General features: G+C 44.5%; 18 protein-coding genes. 5 read left to right on the top strand and 13 right to left on the bottom strand.

Annotated elements, in window-relative coordinates; all coding sequences use genetic code 11:
• The first annotated feature begins 279 nt into the window (after window positions 1–279).
• Entirely contained in the window at window positions 280–1,056 is a 777-nt protein-coding gene (locus tag MHH52_RS02545; protein ID WP_340006460.1) for a tryptophan-rich sensory protein, read from the top strand.
• Window positions 1,057–1,142: 86 nt separating this feature from the next.
• Here MHH52_RS02545 and MHH52_RS02540 read toward each other — a convergent pair whose 3' ends face one another.
• From MHH52_RS02540 to MHH52_RS02520, 5 genes are all read right to left on the bottom strand, one after another.
• Complete coding sequence (locus MHH52_RS02540; protein ID WP_042123782.1) at window positions 1,143–1,523, bottom strand: RidA family protein; 381 nt, start codon at window positions 1,521–1,523, stop codon at window positions 1,143–1,145.
• A gap of 93 nt (window positions 1,524–1,616) precedes the next feature.
• Window positions 1,617–2,282, bottom strand: coding sequence for an oxidoreductase (locus tag MHH52_RS02535; protein WP_340006458.1), 666 nt, complete (start codon window positions 2,280–2,282; stop codon window positions 1,617–1,619).
• A 19-nt stretch (window positions 2,283–2,301) separates the two neighbouring features.
• The gene (locus MHH52_RS02530; RefSeq protein ID WP_340009467.1) at window positions 2,302–3,567 is read right to left on the bottom strand and encodes an MFS transporter; all 1,266 of its coding nucleotides are present in this window, start codon (window positions 3,565–3,567) and stop codon (window positions 2,302–2,304) included.
• A gap of 223 nt (window positions 3,568–3,790) precedes the next feature.
• Window positions 3,791–4,471, bottom strand: coding sequence for an ATP-binding protein (locus MHH52_RS02525; protein ID WP_340006456.1), 681 nt, complete (start codon window positions 4,469–4,471; stop codon window positions 3,791–3,793).
• Window positions 4,472–4,604: 133 nt separating this feature from the next.
• Window positions 4,605–4,808: a CsbD family protein gene (locus MHH52_RS02520; protein ID WP_313639499.1), complete on the bottom strand. Its 204-nt coding sequence runs from the start codon at window positions 4,806–4,808 to the stop codon at window positions 4,605–4,607.
• A 446-nt stretch (window positions 4,809–5,254) separates the two neighbouring features.
• Here MHH52_RS02520 and MHH52_RS02515 point away from each other — a divergent pair, with 446 nt between their 5' ends.
• The 4 genes from MHH52_RS02515 (at window position 5,255) to MHH52_RS02500 (ending at window position 9,768) form a co-directional block, all read left to right on the top strand.
• Window positions 5,255–6,145, top strand: a complete 891-nt coding sequence (locus tag MHH52_RS02515) for an FMN-binding protein (protein ID WP_313639500.1) — start codon at window positions 5,255–5,257, stop codon at window positions 6,143–6,145.
• A gap of 48 nt (window positions 6,146–6,193) precedes the next feature.
• Window positions 6,194–8,074, top strand: coding sequence for an FAD-dependent oxidoreductase (locus MHH52_RS02510; protein WP_313639501.1), 1,881 nt, complete (start codon window positions 6,194–6,196; stop codon window positions 8,072–8,074).
• 245 nt (window positions 8,075–8,319) lie between these two features.
• On the top strand, window positions 8,320–8,769 hold the full coding sequence (locus tag MHH52_RS02505; protein WP_340006453.1) for a hypothetical protein: 450 nt from the start codon (window positions 8,320–8,322) through the stop codon (window positions 8,767–8,769).
• Between the two features lie 18 nt (window positions 8,770–8,787).
• On the top strand, window positions 8,788–9,768 hold the full coding sequence (locus MHH52_RS02500) for a polyprenyl synthetase family protein (RefSeq protein WP_340006452.1): 981 nt from the start codon (window positions 8,788–8,790) through the stop codon (window positions 9,766–9,768).
• A gap of 705 nt (window positions 9,769–10,473) precedes the next feature.
• Here the strand turns inward: MHH52_RS02500 and MHH52_RS02495 are convergent.
• The 8 genes from MHH52_RS02495 to MHH52_RS02460 all read right to left on the bottom strand — a co-directional run bounded on the left by MHH52_RS02495 (window position 10,474) and on the right by MHH52_RS02460 (window position 18,243).
• Window positions 10,474–11,358 carry a UbiA-like polyprenyltransferase gene (locus MHH52_RS02495; RefSeq protein WP_340006451.1) on the bottom strand — a complete coding sequence of 295 codons (885 nt, stop codon included), beginning with the start codon at window positions 11,356–11,358 and terminating at the stop codon, window positions 10,474–10,476.
• Between the two features lie 40 nt (window positions 11,359–11,398).
• On the bottom strand, window positions 11,399–12,685 hold the full coding sequence (locus MHH52_RS02490; protein WP_340006450.1) for an aspartate aminotransferase family protein: 1,287 nt from the start codon (window positions 12,683–12,685) through the stop codon (window positions 11,399–11,401).
• Between the two features lie 97 nt (window positions 12,686–12,782).
• Window positions 12,783–14,708, bottom strand: coding sequence for a U32 family peptidase (locus tag MHH52_RS02485; protein WP_340006449.1), 1,926 nt, complete (start codon window positions 14,706–14,708; stop codon window positions 12,783–12,785).
• A gap of 43 nt (window positions 14,709–14,751) precedes the next feature.
• Window positions 14,752–15,543, bottom strand: coding sequence for an energy-coupling factor transporter transmembrane component T (locus MHH52_RS02480; protein WP_313639507.1), 792 nt, complete (start codon window positions 15,541–15,543; stop codon window positions 14,752–14,754).
• Window positions 15,536–16,438, bottom strand: a complete 903-nt coding sequence (locus MHH52_RS02475) for an ATP-binding cassette domain-containing protein (protein ID WP_340006448.1) — start codon at window positions 16,436–16,438, stop codon at window positions 15,536–15,538. The genes MHH52_RS02480 and MHH52_RS02475 overlap by 8 nt, the downstream gene beginning before the upstream one ends.
• The gene (locus MHH52_RS02470; RefSeq protein WP_340006446.1) at window positions 16,429–17,283 is read right to left on the bottom strand and encodes an ATP-binding cassette domain-containing protein; all 855 of its coding nucleotides are present in this window, start codon (window positions 17,281–17,283) and stop codon (window positions 16,429–16,431) included. The genes MHH52_RS02475 and MHH52_RS02470 overlap by 10 nt, the downstream gene beginning before the upstream one ends.
• 29 nt (window positions 17,284–17,312) lie before the next feature.
• Entirely contained in the window at window positions 17,313–17,870 is a 558-nt protein-coding gene (locus MHH52_RS02465) for a Gx transporter family protein (protein WP_042123757.1), read from the bottom strand.
• Complete coding sequence (locus tag MHH52_RS02460) at window positions 17,854–18,243, bottom strand: NusG domain II-containing protein (RefSeq protein ID WP_313639510.1); 390 nt, start codon at window positions 18,241–18,243, stop codon at window positions 17,854–17,856. The genes MHH52_RS02465 and MHH52_RS02460 overlap by 17 nt, the downstream gene beginning before the upstream one ends.
• Window positions 18,244–18,315 lie beyond the last annotated feature (72 nt).

The raw sequence follows: 18,315 nt of genomic DNA, 5'->3' as shown, positions 1-18,315 counted from the left end.
TACGGCTTATTTTTAATAAACGTTCTACCCTCAATCGTAAAATACCCTGCACCACTGCCATGCTATCCATGAACATTGTGACTCATAAGTCATTTCTTTTCTAAAATATAAGAAAGTATAAGTTTCACGTTATACATTATCCTTATATTTCTCGCATAAACGCATACCGTCCTCAAGGGACGCCGAAGGCGCTTTTTCTTGTTTATAGTCTTAATTGTGCCGAAAGAGGGTATATTCTAAGTAGGCATCACCCTATTAAAAAGCTAGGGAGTGAATTCTTTGAGACGTTATAATCCTTATAAATGGCGGAACCTTCTGTTCTTCTTAGGTGTGATTATCGTGAATGTACTCTCGGTAACCTTGCCATTAGGAGGGCACAGCACTAAAGAAATCTCTGATAAATATCAGACCTACTTAACGCCAGCCGGTTTCGCGTTTTCCATCTGGTCCTTGATTTATTTACTGTTAGCCGGTTTCGTTATTTATCAATTCCGTTCCTATACAGCCTCTAGAGATTCTGTGCGAGCAATTCAGTTCTGGTTTGTCCTGAGCTGTATCTTTAATATGAGTTGGCTCTTCCTCTGGCATTATTTATACATCGAGCTCTCTCTGGTTGCCATGGTGCTAATGTTAATTTCCATAATTGTTATCTATCGAAGAACCCGCCAGATCTCAAATCCTACTTCAGGCGAGAAATGGCTGATAAAGCTACCCTTTAGTATATACCTTGGCTGGATTTCTGTGGCTACTATCGTGAACGTTAGCGTTGTTCTGGAGAAGAATCATTGGGAAGGTTTGGGCCTTAGCGGTAGCACTTGGGCCGTTATCATGCTCTGCGTGGGGACTCCGCTTGCGGTTGTTGTCAGCTATCCTTACCGAGATAGCATTTATCCACTGGTATTCGTATGGGCTTTCATCGCGATTGCCTTGGAACACAAAGAGACCAGTAATGTCTATTTAACGGGTCTGATTACAGCAAGTCTCCTGCTGCTCTACAGCATCTGGTTACTGCTCAAACCGCGCCGTAGTAGGTACAACAGATACAGAAGTTACTGATCCTAATATAAAAAAAACGGCAGACTAGGGTTATCCACCTTAGCCTGCCATTTTGTAAAATAATAAAAGTGCAAAAGGATAACTCCTTATTTCTTACGAGCTACCGCTTCAATCTCTACAAGTCCATCTTTAGGCAGACGCGCAACCTCAATGGCACTGCGGGCAGGATAAGGTTCTTTAAAGAAGGTGCTATAAACCTCATTAACAGCCGCGAAATCATTCATATCCTTTAAGAATACGGTTGTCTTTACTACATGGTCTAGCGTTGCACCAGCTTCTTCAAGAATGGCTTGTACATTGCTAAGCGCTTGACGTGCTTGTTCTTGTACGCCCTCAGCCAAATTTCCCGTTTCCGGATTCAGGCCAAGTTGTCCTGAAGTGTATACCCAACTACCCGTGGTTATAGCCTGACTATAAGGACCAATTGCTCCGGGTGCTTTGGTTGTAGCTACTTGTTTTTTACTCATTTTACTACCCCTCTCCATTATGCGCTGATCATTTATTGTCCATTGTAAATCCTGTTCTCATCTTAATGCAAATTTATCAGAGACCCAGACAACTTAGCGTTTCCCAATCACATATATTACTTCATTCGTATAAATATGTAATCCATGGGTATCAGCAGACGCAATGTTAACCATAGCTCTCGCTACTGTTGTGCCAGGTATGGCACGATATTTAGCCGCCTTACCAACCATTACGAAGTCCAGCGCTTTCATCAATCTAGCTGCGACCCTCTCCCCTAATCTGAATTCTTCACGTTGACCCAGTAGCAAGGAAGGTCGAAATAAATGCAAACCTTGAAATCCGATAGCGATTAAACCATCTTCTGCTCTTCCCTTAGTCCGACTGTAGAAATTACGCGACTTCGCACTTGCCCCCATCGAAGAGACAGCCAAAAACTGTTTAACCCCCTTATCTCTTGCTATGGCTGCAGCATCAAGCGGATAGTGTAGATCGACGCGCTCAAACTTCTCTTGTGAACCCGCCTTCTTAATCGTAGTCCCTAAACAACAGAAGATGGAATGTACCCCTTCGAACGATTCTGTATATCTCGTTAGGTTCTCCCAATCTACAACGATTTGCTTAAGCTTAGGATGCTCTATGGCAAGTGGTGTCCGTACGAGCACCCTCACCTCTCCCCAGCCATCACGTTTCAACAAATCCTCCGTAACCGCTTTGCCCACCAATCCGGTGGCTCCTAATACCATCGCTATCCTTAACATGGAATAACCCCCTTCACTTCTATTCGTCCCTTAGAATACGCCGGCCTAATAGAAACGCAAGAGCAATCATCAGCGTCCCTACCACTAGCTGCATACCGTATACCTGTGTCCATTGTGGCCAGTGTGCAATTTTCTCATATATCTGACCCCCAATAAGTGGGCCAAAAAACGATGATAAACCTGTAAGCGCCGCATATGTGCCCATATACATGGGCCGTTCTTTTTTCGGCGTATCTCCAATAATAAAATTAAAAGCCAACTGGTTGAAACCGCCTACACCTACACCAAAAACAATATGGGCCGCAAATAACACCAGCAGCATCGGCATCACAGACAAGAGTCCCCACATCAACGAAGACAAGGCAATAATCGGCAAAGTAAAGAACAACAGGCGCTTGTTGCTGTATTTCGCATTTAAATTGCCCCAAACGTAGAAGCTAGCCATCATAAACACGGTCTGGGACACATTAAGTAGCGACAAGGTTTCATAATTAATATGAAGTAACTGCAACATGACATAAGAGTACAGCGGAACGGTTAAGTTCTGCAGCAACAGCCAGGCAGCTAGAAACAAGGTTGACTTCATAAACAAAGTATCTTTAAGCGGTTTCTTAAACATGGGCAAAAATTTATGTTCATCCGATTTCTCGAAAGGTACGTCCGGATAAAAAAAGAACACAACGACATTTGATATCGAGAAAATCCACACAACAATATATAGAATCAGAAAACCATGACCTCCGGGATAACGGTCCAGAATAATACCCCCGCCATACATAACCAAACTTCCGAGTGCATTCAGGAGAGTGTTGCGAATCCCAAAATAACGTCCACGTACACGTGCTGGAACTAGATCGCTAATCACAGAACTCCACAGCACACCACCAGCGGTATTGGCAATAAAAGCAGTAGTGTATACGGCAATAAATACGATGACCCAATATTCTTTAGGAAAAATAAACGGGATCAGTCCCGTGGAACCCCAAAGTATCCTATGCAGACCAATAAAAGTAACCATGGCCCATTTGCGACTTGGCAACTTCTGAATTAAAAAAGCTACCCCTATCTGCGCCACATTAACCAAGGTAGTAAGCGCTAGCACAAATCCAATTTGACTAGAGGAGGCTCCTAAATATAGGAGGAATCCTGTTAGAAACTGCCCTTGCAGCAGTACCTGAAAAATGGTTGATGGTACACCTTCCCACGTAGCTATATGCAGATTTCTGCGATGTACTGAGGGTTTACGAATACGTTTTGAACCGGTAACCTTATGCTTATTTCCCATGTTGTCCATAGAGGCGGTAACACTCCTTTGATGCGGTATTGGCTTCATTCTACTCCGCATCAATCTACTGTCAATACGCCAAATCACCAAATAATATTGGAGCTTTACTCACTATCGGCTTCAAGGGGCAGATAAAACGAGAATAGACTTCCCTTCTCTTCCTTGCTTTCCATAGAAATAAACCCGCCGAGCAATTTGGCCAAATCATTACTAATAGAAAGTCCTAATCCTGATCCACCATATTTCCGTTAGTGGTTCTGTCTGCCTGTTGAAAAGCTTCAAAGATCATGGCATGCTTCTCCGGTGCGATTCCTATGCCACTATCCTCCATATCAAATACAAGCCATCGCTGCAGGTTATCCCCTTCACCACTTTCCTGCTCGTGAATATGCAGCGATACGTGACCTGTCTTTGTAAATTTAATAGCATTAGAAAGCAAATTACGCAGAATCTGCTGGACTCGATGCGGATCGGAATGGATCATTAGTGGGACATCCTCATCCATAGAGATATTAAATTCCAGCCCTTTTTGTTTGGCCGTCACAGCGAACTGCATAGCAAGTAGTTCTGGGATCTCGCTAACATATAATTCTTCATTTATAATATCCAATCGGTCAGCCTCGACCTTAGATAAATCCAGAATATCGCTGATGATCATCAACAATTCTTCACCCGAACGATGGATAATGGCTGCGTACTCCCTTATTGCTCCTTCATCCCTTAGGAGACCCAGTTGAAAATCACGGATAATTAATGAGAACAGAATGCTTAGAATTAACCCCGCAGGGAAAGTAATCGGCATAATCTCTCTTATGTACTCTTCCACAGGGATAACGCCTAACACAATAATGTTCATTGCATTCACTACATTTACGATTAGAATAACGATCAAACCTTGATACACAATACAGAGGGTTGAACGTCTGACCCAACCTCCGTTCGTCTAATTGTTGCTGAAGAAGAGCGCAAATCAGATACGATTTGCGCTCTTCTTCAGCACTCTATATTTGGGTATTTAGAGGATTTACTAATTTGAATTAATCGCGGTAGGAACGTCCCCAGCTTTGATACTCTTTTTCCGCATCGTCTTTCGAATGGCCGTAACGCTCTTGCAATTTACCAATCAATTTATCTTTTTCACCATCAATAACATCCAGATCATCATCTGTAAGTTTTCCCCATTGCTTCTTGGCCTCGCCTTTAATCTGTTTCCATTTTCCTTTAAACACATTGTTATCCATTAAAAGCTCATCTCCTTAGCTCAATTAAGTAGGGTAGAATTCTATCCTGTGTTACCGTTACATTACCCTATCCTATTCGCCATGAATCGTACCTTTCTAAGGTTTGTCACATTATGTCAAATAATAGTCTTCAAAGAGGTATTCAAATCTTTTAAAATTTGATATAATCCACATATAAATTAAATATTTAATTTTTTAAGTGATTTTTTTCACATGAGTTATTTGCTCTATGTGCTAGAATGCCCTCGGAGATAAAACAACATCGTTAAATTTTTTTCTATTGCGTGCCGATATATGTCATGATACTGTTAGAGTTTGGCACTTCACCCCAATATAAAAGTGACAAATATCATTTATAAAGTGATTTTTATCACTTCACAATACTATTAAAATGTTTTACATTTTAATATATATATTTTAAACTATATTTTTGGAGGTCATTGCAAATGAAAAAAACAACAGTAATCTTGTCGACTGCCCTTATCCTTGGTAGTTTGCTCGCAGGTTGTGGTAACAACGCAGACAACACCCCGGCAGCTACTAATGCTCCCAAAGAAAACAGTGCAGCAACTAATTCCAGCAACACTGGAACTGAAGCAGCGAAGTACAAAGACGGATCTTACTACGCTACTGCTGATGTCGATGCTAAAACTGGCTGGCAACATTTCGCACGCCTAACTGTAGAAGGCGGCAAGATCACTAAAGCTGACTGGGATGGTTTTAACGTAAACACTGCTGGTGACCTGAAGAAAAAACTTTCCGAAGATGGTAAATATGGCATGAAAGCTGGCGGTGCTTCTTCTGAATGGCACGAGCAAGCAGCAAAGGCTGAAGCATTCCTGATTGAAAAACAAGATCCAGCAGCTATAACTTTAGACGCTGAGGGGAAAACTGATGCTATCTCCGGTGTATCTGTACACGTTTCTGACTTTGTGAAAGCTGCTCAAGCTGCTTTGGCCGCTGGACCTGTTGAAGCTGGCCAATACAAAGACGGAGGCTACCATGCTGAAGGCGAAATGGATAAAGACTCCGGTTGGAAATCCACTGTTGACCTGACTGTTGCTAACGGCAATATCGTGGCTGTTAAATTCAGCGGTGTAAATGCTGCTGGCGACGACAAGAAACAATTCTCCGTCGATGGTAAATACGGTATGAAAGCTGGCGGCGCTCAAGCTGAATGGCATGAAGAGATCGCTAAAGTTGAGCAATACTACCTTGAAAAAGGCGCTGCTCCAGAACTTACAGCTGAAGGTAAAACTGATGCAATTTCCGGCGTGAGTATTCATGTTGGTGAATATTTTACACTTGCTGAAAAAGCACTCGAAGGCGCGAAATAATTTCGCATAACCTTCTGCAGTTAATCAGACGAATGAGGTGAATTTCTTTTGAAAAAAATAGTCATTTTGGGCGGCGGCTACGGCGGCGTACTCACGGCTAAGAAACTGGCAAAGAAATTTAAGAAAAACAAAGATGTTGAAATTACTCTGATCGACCGGAATCCATATCACACTCTATTGACTGAGCTGCATGAGGTTGCCGCGAACCGTGCTCCAGAGGATTCAATCAAGATCGATCTAAAGAAAATCTTTGCTGGTCTTAAAGTGAATGTTGTTCTTGACGAAATCAGCAATATTGATTTCAAGGGTAAGAAACTCAAATCCGACAAAACTACCTATGCGTACGATTACCTTGTAATCGGTACAGGTAGCAAACCAACTTTCTTCGGCATTCCAGGCGCAGAAGAGAATACCTTCTCCTTCTGGTCTTACGATGATGCGGTAGCATTGAAACGTCAAATCCGCGATATGTATACCAAAGCGGCTATGGAGAAAAATCCAACTGTACGCCGTGCAATGCTAACTTTCGTTATCATCGGTGCCGGCTTTACTGGTGTCGAGCTTGTTGGGGAAATGGCTGAGCAACGCGAGGAATTATGCAAGGAGTTCTATATCGACCCATCCGAAGTAAGATTGATTGTGGCTGATATGGCTCCGAAGATTCTGCCTATCCTTCCAGATAAGCTGATTCAAAAAGCTGAAGCTCACCTTCGCAAGCTGAACGTGGAAATTGTTACAGGCGCCAAGATCACTGAAGTAGGCGACGATAGTGTTGCACTTGGTGAGAAAAACGTTGTCGCTTCACAAACCATTGTTTGGACTGCAGGTGTTGAAGGTTCTGAAATCGTGGGTGGACTTGAAGTACAACAACAAGGACGCAAACGGATTGTTACGAATGAGAACCTTGAAAGTGTAGATCATAAGAACGTATATGTGGTCGGAGACAACATTTTCTTCATTCCTGAAGGTGAAACTCGTCCTGTACCACAAATGGTTGAGAATGCTGAACAAGCAGCTCCGATTGTTGCTGGCAACATTGCTGCTGACATTCAAAACACTGCTAAAAAAGCTTACAAACCAGGTTTCCACGGTACCATGGTATCCATCGGTAGCCGCTACGGTGTAGCAAACGTTGGTTTGCCAGGCAAGTTCTTTATGCTTACTGGTTTTATGGCAATGCTATCCAAACACTTTATCAATATGTTCTACCTGTCTCAGGTTGTGGGCTTCAATAAAGTATGGACTTACATGATGCATGAGTTCTTCCATGTTGAGAACCGTAAGAGTTTCTTGGGCGGATACTTCTCCAAGCGTTCACCTAACTTCTGGCTCGTTCCGCTTCGCATGCTGCTTGGTGGAATGTGGTTATATGAAGGTATAGATAAGCTTCGGAAAATTTGGGTAGATCCAAACAAGATATTCCTAATTCCAGCCGCTCCTTTTGCAACGGATGCTTCATCAGCAGCCAGCGTAGCGGTGGATGCAGTTAAAACAACAGTAGATGCACAATCTGCAGCTTCAGCAGTATCCACTGCAAAAGAAGCGGTTCAAGCATTGCCAGTTCCTGGCTTCGTGTATGATATTACTAACTGGTTCATGGATTTGATGTTCTACAACAACGACGGAAGTTATACTTTCCTCGCGAAATGGTTCCAAATCGGTATGGTATGCGCAGAAATCGTGTTCGGTATTATGCTCATCGTTGGTCTGTTCACAGCTATTGCTTCTATAGCGACGATAGCCATGTCCGTCATGATCTGGTCGACCAAAATGGCTTCTACAGAAATGTTATGGTATGTTGGTGCGGGTATCGCCTGCATCGGTGGATCGGGCAGCACGTTTGGCCTAGATTACTATGTACTTCCTTGGCTTAAGAAACAGTGGAAGAGAGTTCCGCTAGTCAGACGATGGTATCTATACACCGACTGATTATAAAGCCCTGAATTGTGTAATTTATTTTAAAAACAAATATGTAGATTACATGTCAATAAAGTTAAATATGGATGTACTTCAGAGTAATGTGTCCCTAGGACACATTACTCTCCTTATTTACAAGAAGAAATTAACCTTCCTATATAAGGAAATGGTGTATTTCTTCTTTCAATGAATGGTTTTGTAGGGATGATCAGGGGTATGGTTTCTTCCGGCAAAACCGACAAGAAGGAGAGAATCTTGTGAACAAACAACTCATAGAAGATACCCTCCGGTTGTTGCATACTGAAATGTCACCTATTGCCGGGATTGAGCTCGAGCCCTCTCCGGCGGCATGTGAACAGCTACTCTCGGTACTGGAACGCCATGATCTGGAATACAACCGCAAAGTCAATTTGCTGGGTATTTACACTATTCTCACTTTGGCAGCAGAGCGCCATATGGAATGTATCCCACATCATCCCGACCTTACCCGCAACATTTTGGATGGAGATTATTTGTATAGCTTTTACCTGCAGTTTGCGGTGAAATGCCGTGAGCTCGACCTAGTTGCTTACCTAGCTCCTTCGATCAAAAAAATGCAGATTAGACGGTCAAATGGAGACTTCGCGGAACAAGATCCAGCGGCTGGAATCGAACAGTTCTTGATTCAAGAGTGCAGACAGCGCAGTCGCACTAGTAAAGCCATTTGACAGGTGGGATTTCATAAAATGAAGCTTCATGAAGCCTTAAATATAGACATAAATGAAATCAATCGCGAAATCGTAAACCTTGTAGCACGTGATAAAGATGTTCCTAAGAAATCTCAGCTTGCGCAGAGTGTTCTTGAGCTTATTAATTCAGGTGGTAAACGTCTTCGCCCTCTTATGGTCATTGTTGGCAGCCGTTTTGGCCTAAAGGATACAGGTCGTAGAGCGCTTCAACTAGCTGCTGCTGCTGAATTTATTCATGTTGCCTCATTAATTCATGATGATATCATTGACGGTTCTGAGTTACGGCGGGGTGGTCCTGCCTTACATATGAAGACGGGTACATTGCCGGCTGTGCATATCGGCAATTATATGTCCGCACGGGTTATTGAACTGCTAAGTAAATACACAGGTGACAAAAATAAGTACGTCCATGACTTATCCTCAGTAGCTACCGCACAGCTATGTCTGGGTGAATATCAGCAAATGGAACATGCTTTTGATTATGACATTACAATGGAGCAGTACCTGGAGAAATCCTTAAACAAAACTGCCCTACTTATGGCTACCTGCTTACGTGTTGGTGCATTATCCACTGAGAGCACCGAGGAGGTTGCCAACCTTCTGTATACCTTCGGAGAAGCCTTGGGGATGTCTTTTCAAATACAGGATGATCTACTTGATTTCACACAGTCCGCAGCTATCCTCGGCAAGCCAGCCGGTAGCGACCTGCGCCATGGTCAGGTTACCTTACCTGTGCTTTTTGCATTACAGGATCCAGAGCTATCGCCTGTGATCCGTACAATCGGCCCCGCCTCTTCTGATGCAGAGGTGGCACATGTGCTCGCCCTTATTAACAGAAGCGATGCCCTGTCCCGCTCTGAAGAGGTCAGCCAGAGCTATCTAGATCAAGCCGCAGCTATTGTTCAGCAGCTCTCCTCCTACCCGGCGCATGCCGATCTGGACACGTTGCTGCAATATTTTGCGGGCCGTGATCGCTAAGGACTTGCTGTCACAACAATCAAAAACGGATACCACCCATTTACTTGGGAAGGTATCCGTTTTTTTGTGTGGTATAGCTAAAACAAGTCGAACGTAGCGTAGCGTCCGTGAGCGTGTTTAGCATGTCCGCCTCCAAGCTCTACTCCAACGGACATATATAGGGAAAACCCCCCTATATTTAGCTGATAATCGCTTGAAATCCACAATTATAGGGAATTCCTCCCTATAAAAACCTGAATTAGCATGGTTTATAGACTAATCAGCCAAATTATAGGGAGACTTTCCCTATAAAAAATCTAAAGTCAATAAAGCGCAGGATTATAGGGAGGTTTTCCCTATAATCCTTCTTGTATATTGCTTAGCCCTCTTTCATTGCTCTAGCCATCTTCGTAGATGCCTACAAAAACAAAAAAAGGAAAGCCGAGTAGCCAGCTTTCCGATCCCATTACCTACCCCCTTTTAGGTAGGCTATTGTCTTTTGTTGTTAGCTTGGAGGTTAGGACGGAACGGAGTGGAATTTTGGAACTGTAGAAACGTAGTGTTCGCCCGAAAGCTTTCCGTAGGAAAGCTCGCTTCAAAAGCATACGCTATCCTCGGATTTCTACCGCAGACAGCGGTTCAAATCAAAAAAATCCGAGGATAACAGCGACCCTACAGTCCAACATTCCACGCAGTGCAGCTTCCTAACCACCGCCTTATTGCTCCCTAGCTAACATAAAAAAAATCAATCAGCGTACACAACAATATCACTATGCTGATCACCTGATTCAGATTATAAGAAGCCACCTTCATCATCTTACGATTCGAAGGTTTTATAATCTTATGCTCAGTCATCAGGAGCACCGTCGCAATCCCAATCCCAACCAAATACATCCAGCCGAGATCACGCCATAGATATAAGAACAATAGCAACATAATCATAATGAAATGTAGACCTTTTGCAATACGCAGAGCGTTCTCCAGTCCGAAGAAGCTAGGAATAGACCATAGCCCATGCCGCCGGTCAAATTCGATATCCTGGGTGCCGTAAATAATATCAAAGCCGGCAATCCATAGCATAACAACTGTTCCGATAACAAACGGTGTAAACGCGATGTTTCCGGTTACGGCAAACCATGCGCCAATGGGTGCAGAAGCAATAACAAAACCTAAATATAAATGGCTGAGAAAGGTAAACCGCTTCGTGTAAGAATAGATTGATATCAATACGATAGCCACCGGCGATAAGAGCAAGCAGAGCAAATTAAGCATGCCTGAAGCCACAATGAAAATGGCATAATTGACCACAACAAAGACCACAACTTCTTTTTCCTCCAGTAAGCGTTGAGGCAGATGTCGATGCGCCGTACGAGGATTCTGTTCATCGAACGTACGGTCCGCCAGCCGGTTGAAAGCATTGGCGCCATTACGGGCGCCTATCAATGCAATCAATCCCCAGATCATCACATGTCCCGATGGCCAGCCCCCTGCAGCCCATACCATCGATATAATGGCAAATGGCAGCGAAAAAAGCGTATGAGAGAACATTACCAATTCGCTGAACATTTTAAGTTTTATACCTGCAGTTTTACATATGTTTAGAATAGCCATTCGTGCATTCCTCTTTCTTCACTACTTGTGTTTAATTCCATTAATGATTATGTTCTGCAAGGACTTCGTTCAAGACGTTAAGCATCCCGTCGATATCCTCTTCCGTAATAATCATCGGTGGCTGGAAGGCCAGTACATTGCGGCCTATGCCATTTTTGCCGATCAGATAACCTTGGTCCTTCATCGCCTCCAGCACTTGATCTGTAAGCGCCGCAGCGCCGTCAGCGTCTGCACCGGCAAGCTCCGCTCCCAGCATAAGTCCAGTTCCCCGTACATCAACAATTAGCAAAGGATAACGGGCTTGAAGAGCCTTCAGACCTGCTTTCAATCGTTCTCCAAGCTGTACCGAGCGTTCAGGAAGCCTTTCATCTCGAATATAATCAAGCACAGCCAGCGCCGTTGCAGCAGATACCGGATTTCCCCCAAAAGTGGAGGCTGACGGGCGATTCAGCGCAAGGGCAATCTCATCCGTTGTAGCAAAAGCTGCAACTGGAATTCCGTTACCGAGTGCTTTGGCCATACTAATAATATCAGGAACGACGTCAAAATGCTCCATAGCAAACATTTTTCCAGTACGTCCAAACCCAGTCTGAATTTCATCAGCAATCAGGAGTACACCGTATCTCTCCAACAATGTTTTTACATCACGGAAGTAGGTTGGCGTTGGCATAATCATTCCACCGTTGCCTTGGATAGGCTCCACGATCATAGCAGCGATCGAATTCCCCTTCTCTTCGAGCACCCGCTCCAGCGACTCCAAGGATAACGAGGCAGCTTCCTCTAGAGATAATTCCGGATGATAAGGGCGAGGAATAAACTCGACGTCATGATCCAAGTATTTATCGGTACGCCACATAGGCAGGCCTGTCACACTCATCGTTAGATTGGTACGGCCGTGTAGGCCGCTCTCCAGCGCAATGAACCCTTTACGTCCCGTATACATCCGGGCGAGCAGCAGTGCTCCCTCATTAGCTTCAGAGCCACTGTTAACGAAGAAGGTCCGGCGTAACCCGCCCGGCATAACTTCTTCCAAACGTTCAGCCAAATCTACACTCGGTTGAGTTAGATAGATAGTTGTTGTATGCTGCAGCTGCTGCAGTTGTTCAATCGTACGTACCGTTATGGCTGGATTACAGTGACCACAAGCGACCACGGATACACCCGCGAAGAAATCCGTATAGGACTTCCCCTTCTCATCATAAACAAACTGCATTGAACCACGAACAAGCTGAGGCGCATCACGATAAAAATGCTGTGTACAAGGATAGAAATATTGCTTACGTTTGGACGCTACCGCTTCTCTTCCGATGAAGTCTTGTTGTTCCATGAAGGGTTCTCTCTCCTTTTTGTGAAAATAGTAACTTATTCATAGAGTCCTGTGCACCACCTTATCACTCAGGTGATATCTAGTCCCCAAAATACATTTAGTTAAATTGTAGCGAGCCCAAAGTATAACCCGCATAAATCGGCTTAAGGCCGCCCAGCATGTCATCCTTCATATCAGATCCATTGATTGCCTGTTGATAAGAAATTATAATTTCACGCAGCTGTTCGACGCTATATGTTGCTCCTTCAATACGGAAGCTTGATATCCCTAGCCCACTCATCTCACCCAATAAAGGTAAATAGCAGAGTTCTTTTGCGAATAAAAGATGACAACGGCCATGTTGATCACGATATACCGGATTCTCACCTTTGTCTGTTTTTAGAACCAATACATTATTGTGCACATATTGATTATCTTCTTCAGCTATAGGCTCCATTACCTCAGTATTCTCATAAAGATCATGTTCCATATACATAAGTGCAGGTGTACCATGAACAATAACTTCCAAAGGCACTTCACAGCTAGATGCAAAGGTAGCAAAATGCTCCATCGTCATTTCCGGCGACACCGAAAGCTGAGTCAAACCTAAATTAGCATATAATTGTGCTGAAAGATGATTGTATACATTTAAATTACTGTCTCCAATTAACGGATATCCTGTTGCGTTGTAACGTCGAATGGCTCCCAAATTTGTAACGATAAGACCGTCTATCGGCAAGCGTTCTCCGTTAAGCAATTGATCATATTGATCAAAATGCAGCTCGGTCATCATACGTGGCAAACCCAAGTAGATTTTGCTATCGCCCTTCAGTTCACCAAGTTCCTTGATGTCCCGCTTTGTAAAAGGTTGATCTGGTTCAAATACATCCCCCGGCAAATACAGGCTATCCACACCAAGCTCTAAGACCATCCGTGCCTGTTCCATATTATTTACACGTACAGCCAACTTCGCCTTGTTTGTCTTCGGCTGCTTTTCTAGAGCCAATCGTTCCCGTAGCTCCTCTACACGTTTCTCAGACAGCTCACGTTCTGCGGTTGGCGTACTGAATACTTTTCCAGTGCTATAGAATTTGCCTGTACCTTCATAACGACGGTTAATGTTAGTTAGTCCAGGTCTTCCAAAAGCATAAGCTGTCGAGAAATCACGTTTACGGTTGTTGTAGAGCACTTTAGAATCCACCGTACGATCAAAGCCTAACGGATCAGCGATATAGCGGTCAATAGCTTCGCCGTAGCTATTCGCCAGCATCACCATAAATTCTTTATCCCGCATACGACCCTCTATTTTGAAGGAGGTAATGCCTGATTCAATCAATTCCGGAAGATGCTCATACATGAACATATCTTTTACAGCTAGTGGGTATTCAGCCGGATATACATACCCGTCTTTTTTAACCCGATAATCCCAGCGACAAGGCTTCATACATTTCCCACGGTTACTACTCATACCGAATACATGGGAGCTGAAGTAACAATTCGCACCGTGAACCGAACACATATCTCCGTGAATAAAATACTCCAGTTCCATACCGCTTCGCTGACCAAGCAGCTTAGCTGTCTGCAGATCCATTTCCCGCGAGGTAACCACACGACTTACCCCTAGATCGCGCAGCGCATAGATCATCTCCAGGTTGTGAACATTCATCATCACAGAAGAGTGAATAGGAAGACTAAGCTTCATCTCGCGAATAAGCTCCAGCACGGCCATATCCTGAACAATCAAGGCGTCAGGGCGAGCACCGTCAAGGAAACGCAGATATTCTCTAGCCTCTTCCACATCTTCTTCACTAAACAGGTTATTCACCGTGATATACACCTTTTTGTCTAGACGGTGAGCGATATCTAGCGCCTCTACGATTTCCTCATGAGAAAGGTTATATCCTTTACGCATCATTCTCATATTCAATACAGGTCCACCAAAATAAACTGCATCACACCGTGACTGGATCACTTCCTTGAAAATCTCAAACGTTCCTGCGGGTGCTAATAATTCAACTTCTCTACCGTTAAAATAACGTGCCATTCATGTTCCCTCCCAAGTTGATACTCTTCATACAAGTTGTACTTTACACCAAAGCTACTGCAATCCCCATAACAACAAACATACTAATAAAAACAGTATCGAATATGCCCCACCTTAAGCGGTGATACCGACTGCGCGGAGCATCCATACGAAAGCCTCGGGCTTCCATGGAATACACCAGATCCTGTGCACGCCTAAACGCACTCGCGATAATTGGAACCAGCAGGGAGACTAACATTCGTCCCTTTTCCTTCAAAGGAAGCTCTTTTAGATCAGCACCCCGTGAGGCCTGCGCTTTCATGATAATCTGCGATTCATCTAGAATCGTAGGAATGAAACGAAGTGAAATGCTGATCATCAGCGTGATACGGTCGGGCTTCAAGCCTAGCTTTTTGAAGGGAGCCAAAATCCCCTCCAGCCCTTGATTCAGCTTACCCGGCGTTGTGGTGAAGGTCAGCAGCGCAGTAAAAGTAATCAGAAAAAACATGCGGATGACCGAAAATGCGCCTAACCTTAGCCCTCCCTCATAAATAGACCATGAGCCAAGGGTCAGCACGGCCTCCCCCGTCTTCACAGACAGCAGCTGCACGATAAAAATAAATAACATTAAATAACGTAAAGGCTTAGCTGCTTTCAGGAAATATTTTAGCGGAATCCGTGTGGAGGCCATAACAGCTATTGAAAAAATAGCCAACAGCGCCATAGCCATCCACGAACGAGAAAGCAGGATAACAGCTACGTATAATAGCATCCCGGTAATTTTGGCACGAGCATCCAGCTTATGCACCCATGAACCCGTCTCAATACTGCGCCCGATTATTAGCTTCTCATTCATGGCCGTCCCTCTTTCCCTCGTACTCGCTAGAGCTTCCTGATCCCGCTGGCAGCGAAGCTATCAGCTCTGCTAGGCTCTCTGCCGTCAAGCGAGGAGCTTCATCCGCAAGACCGAAGCGATCAGCAACTGCACGCCAGTAACGAAGGGACTGTGGAACCGTCAAGCCACACTGTTCCAGAATCGAAGGGTCATCTGCCAGTGCCTTTACGCTGCCCTGAAACGCCGTGCTGCCCTCTTTAAGTACAAGCCAGCTGTCCGCATAGGGCAATAGCTCATCCATCCGATGCGTGACGACAATGATCGTTCTACCCTGTTCACGACATAACCGCTCCAGCAAGCTGATTAGCTCTGCACGGCTAATAGGATCAAGCGTAGCCGTGGGCTCATCCAGAACGATGACTTCAGGGTCCATAGCTAGCACGGATGCGATAGCCGCCTTACGCATTTGTCCACCGCTCAATTTAAAAGGATTCCGCTCTAGCAGCGCCAGATCCAGGCCCATATCCAACATGGCCTGCCTTGCACGCCCCTTTGCCTCTTCGGGGCTCATGCCGAAGTTAAGGGGGCCGAAGATGAGATCCTTCTCGACCGTATCTTCAAACATTTGCTGCTCCGGAAATTGAAATACCAATCCGACTCGGCGACGTAGCGGCATTAGTTTAGGTGACTTTTCACCCGCCTGGATGGTTACATCGAGCACTTTCACCGTACCCTCCGTTGGTTTCAGTATCCCGTTAAACAACTGCAGCAGCGTCGATTTACCAGAGCCTGTCGCCCCGGCAATACCAACCATAGAGCCCATTGGAACACTGAGGTTAATGTCGCGGAGCGCCGTCAGCTTCCATAGGCTTCGATCAGCGTAGGAGTAGCTTACTTGCTGTAATTCTATGGCCATAACGTGTCTATAAGCTCCTTTTCACTGGCGGGAACATCCACATGAATGCCCTTATTCTGCAGCTCGCGTGTAAGGCGCCAAGGATATGGCTCACGCAAATGGCACTTTTGCAGAAGCTCCTCATTCCGGAACAGCTCCGCCGGTGTAACATCTGCAGCCAAACCACCTCCATGCAGCGCAAGCACCCGATCCGATGCCAAAATCTCATCTGCATCATGCGTAATCATAAGGATCGTATACTTTCCTTCTGCTCGCATATCCTGCAAAATGCCAAGAAGGTCATTTCTGCTTCCCTCATCTAACATAGAAGAGGCCTCGTCAAAAATGACGATGCCTGGTTCCATAGCAAGAATGGAGGCAATAGCGACACGCTGCTTTTGGCCCCCCGACAGCTCACCCGGGTGTTTGGACAACAGATGATTTATTCCCAGCCTCGTCGTATAAGAGTGCAGACGTTCAGCCATCTCTGCGTACGACAAACAAAGCCCTTCCAGGCCGAATAAGATATCTTCCTCTACGGTGGCTCCAATAAACTGATTATCAGGATTTTGGAACACCATACCGATACATTGCCGAATGCTTCCGATCGTTTCCTCACTCAGTTGCATACCACTAACCACAATCTCGCCAGCACCCTTAGGCAGCAAAGCATTTAGCAGCTTAACTAGCGTAGACTTACCGCAACCGTTGGGGCCAACCAAGCTAACCCATTGTCCCTGTGAGATAGATAACGTTATATTTTGAAGAATCGGATGCTCGGGATCATAACCAAACGATACCCCATCCAGAGAAATGACAGCTTGTCCATCTCCCTCTAATTCTTGACCTTCGTATGATTCATTCATGTTAGTCATCCTTCCGCTGATGTGACTAATCAGTCCAAAAACTCTTCAAACAACGATATTTTTGACAATGAAGCCACCAGATAACGGACTGCATAGCCCACGGCAATTCCTGTTACTACTCCAGTGATCAGCAGCATGGGAAGATAATAAAAAATACTAAGGGATGAGAATACCATAGAAGCTGCCAGCAGCTGACCGATATTATGTGCAATCCCACCAGCTATACTAATGCCGATCAAGCTTATACTCTTACCTTTACCGCTAATCAGCATTAACACGAACATCACAACAAAGCTAAAAAGCGAACCGAATAAACTGAATAGCAAGCTTGAGAAAGTACCTAACAGAAATGCAGTAAGCAATGTTTTGAGTATGACAAGTAGGAACGCGTCCCGTCCACGTAAAAAGTAAATACAAGTCAAAATCATAATGTTGGCGAGTCCAAGCTTCGCCCCAGGCACTAGACCCATCCCTGATAACGGAATCTGTGCCTCTATTAGACTTAGCACTACCGCCACTGCGGCGAAAATCGCAATAATTACCGTTCTTTTTAAAGCTGTTGCAGATTCACTACTGGACATAGGCATCTATATCATCCTCCCCCGACGCACTTGTGATTTCCACTAATACTCTATGCGGTAGGCAGACAATCGTCTGTTTGGGCAGGGTAATAAAACCAAAACCTAGACATACTTGATCCGGGCAGTCGGCATCATACATTTCAATCCCGTAATCATGCACCTTCAAAATGTTGTAGCCACGTTCGGTACGGACCTCAATGGTTTGTTCTTCTTTTGTAAGCTTTACCGTTTTAAATAACTCGCCGTCCACCGTTACATTGGCTACGAGATTTTTACTGGCCCCACCTTTATCATCATTGTCCGAAAACCATCTCGGTGCGAGAAAAGCGAGCGCAGCAATCAACACGATGGAAATCAACCACACATCTGCGCGTTTCATAAAAATCTCCCTTATTTTTTAATTAAAAACCAGACTTATTAATTATAACGGTCTACCCTCAATCCTTCAATC

It is taken from the genome of Paenibacillus sp. FSL K6-0276, assembly GCF_037977235.1.
Lineage (GTDB): Bacteria > Bacillota > Bacilli > Paenibacillales > Paenibacillaceae > Paenibacillus_AQ.
This window is presented reverse-complemented; position numbering and strand designations above follow the sequence as displayed.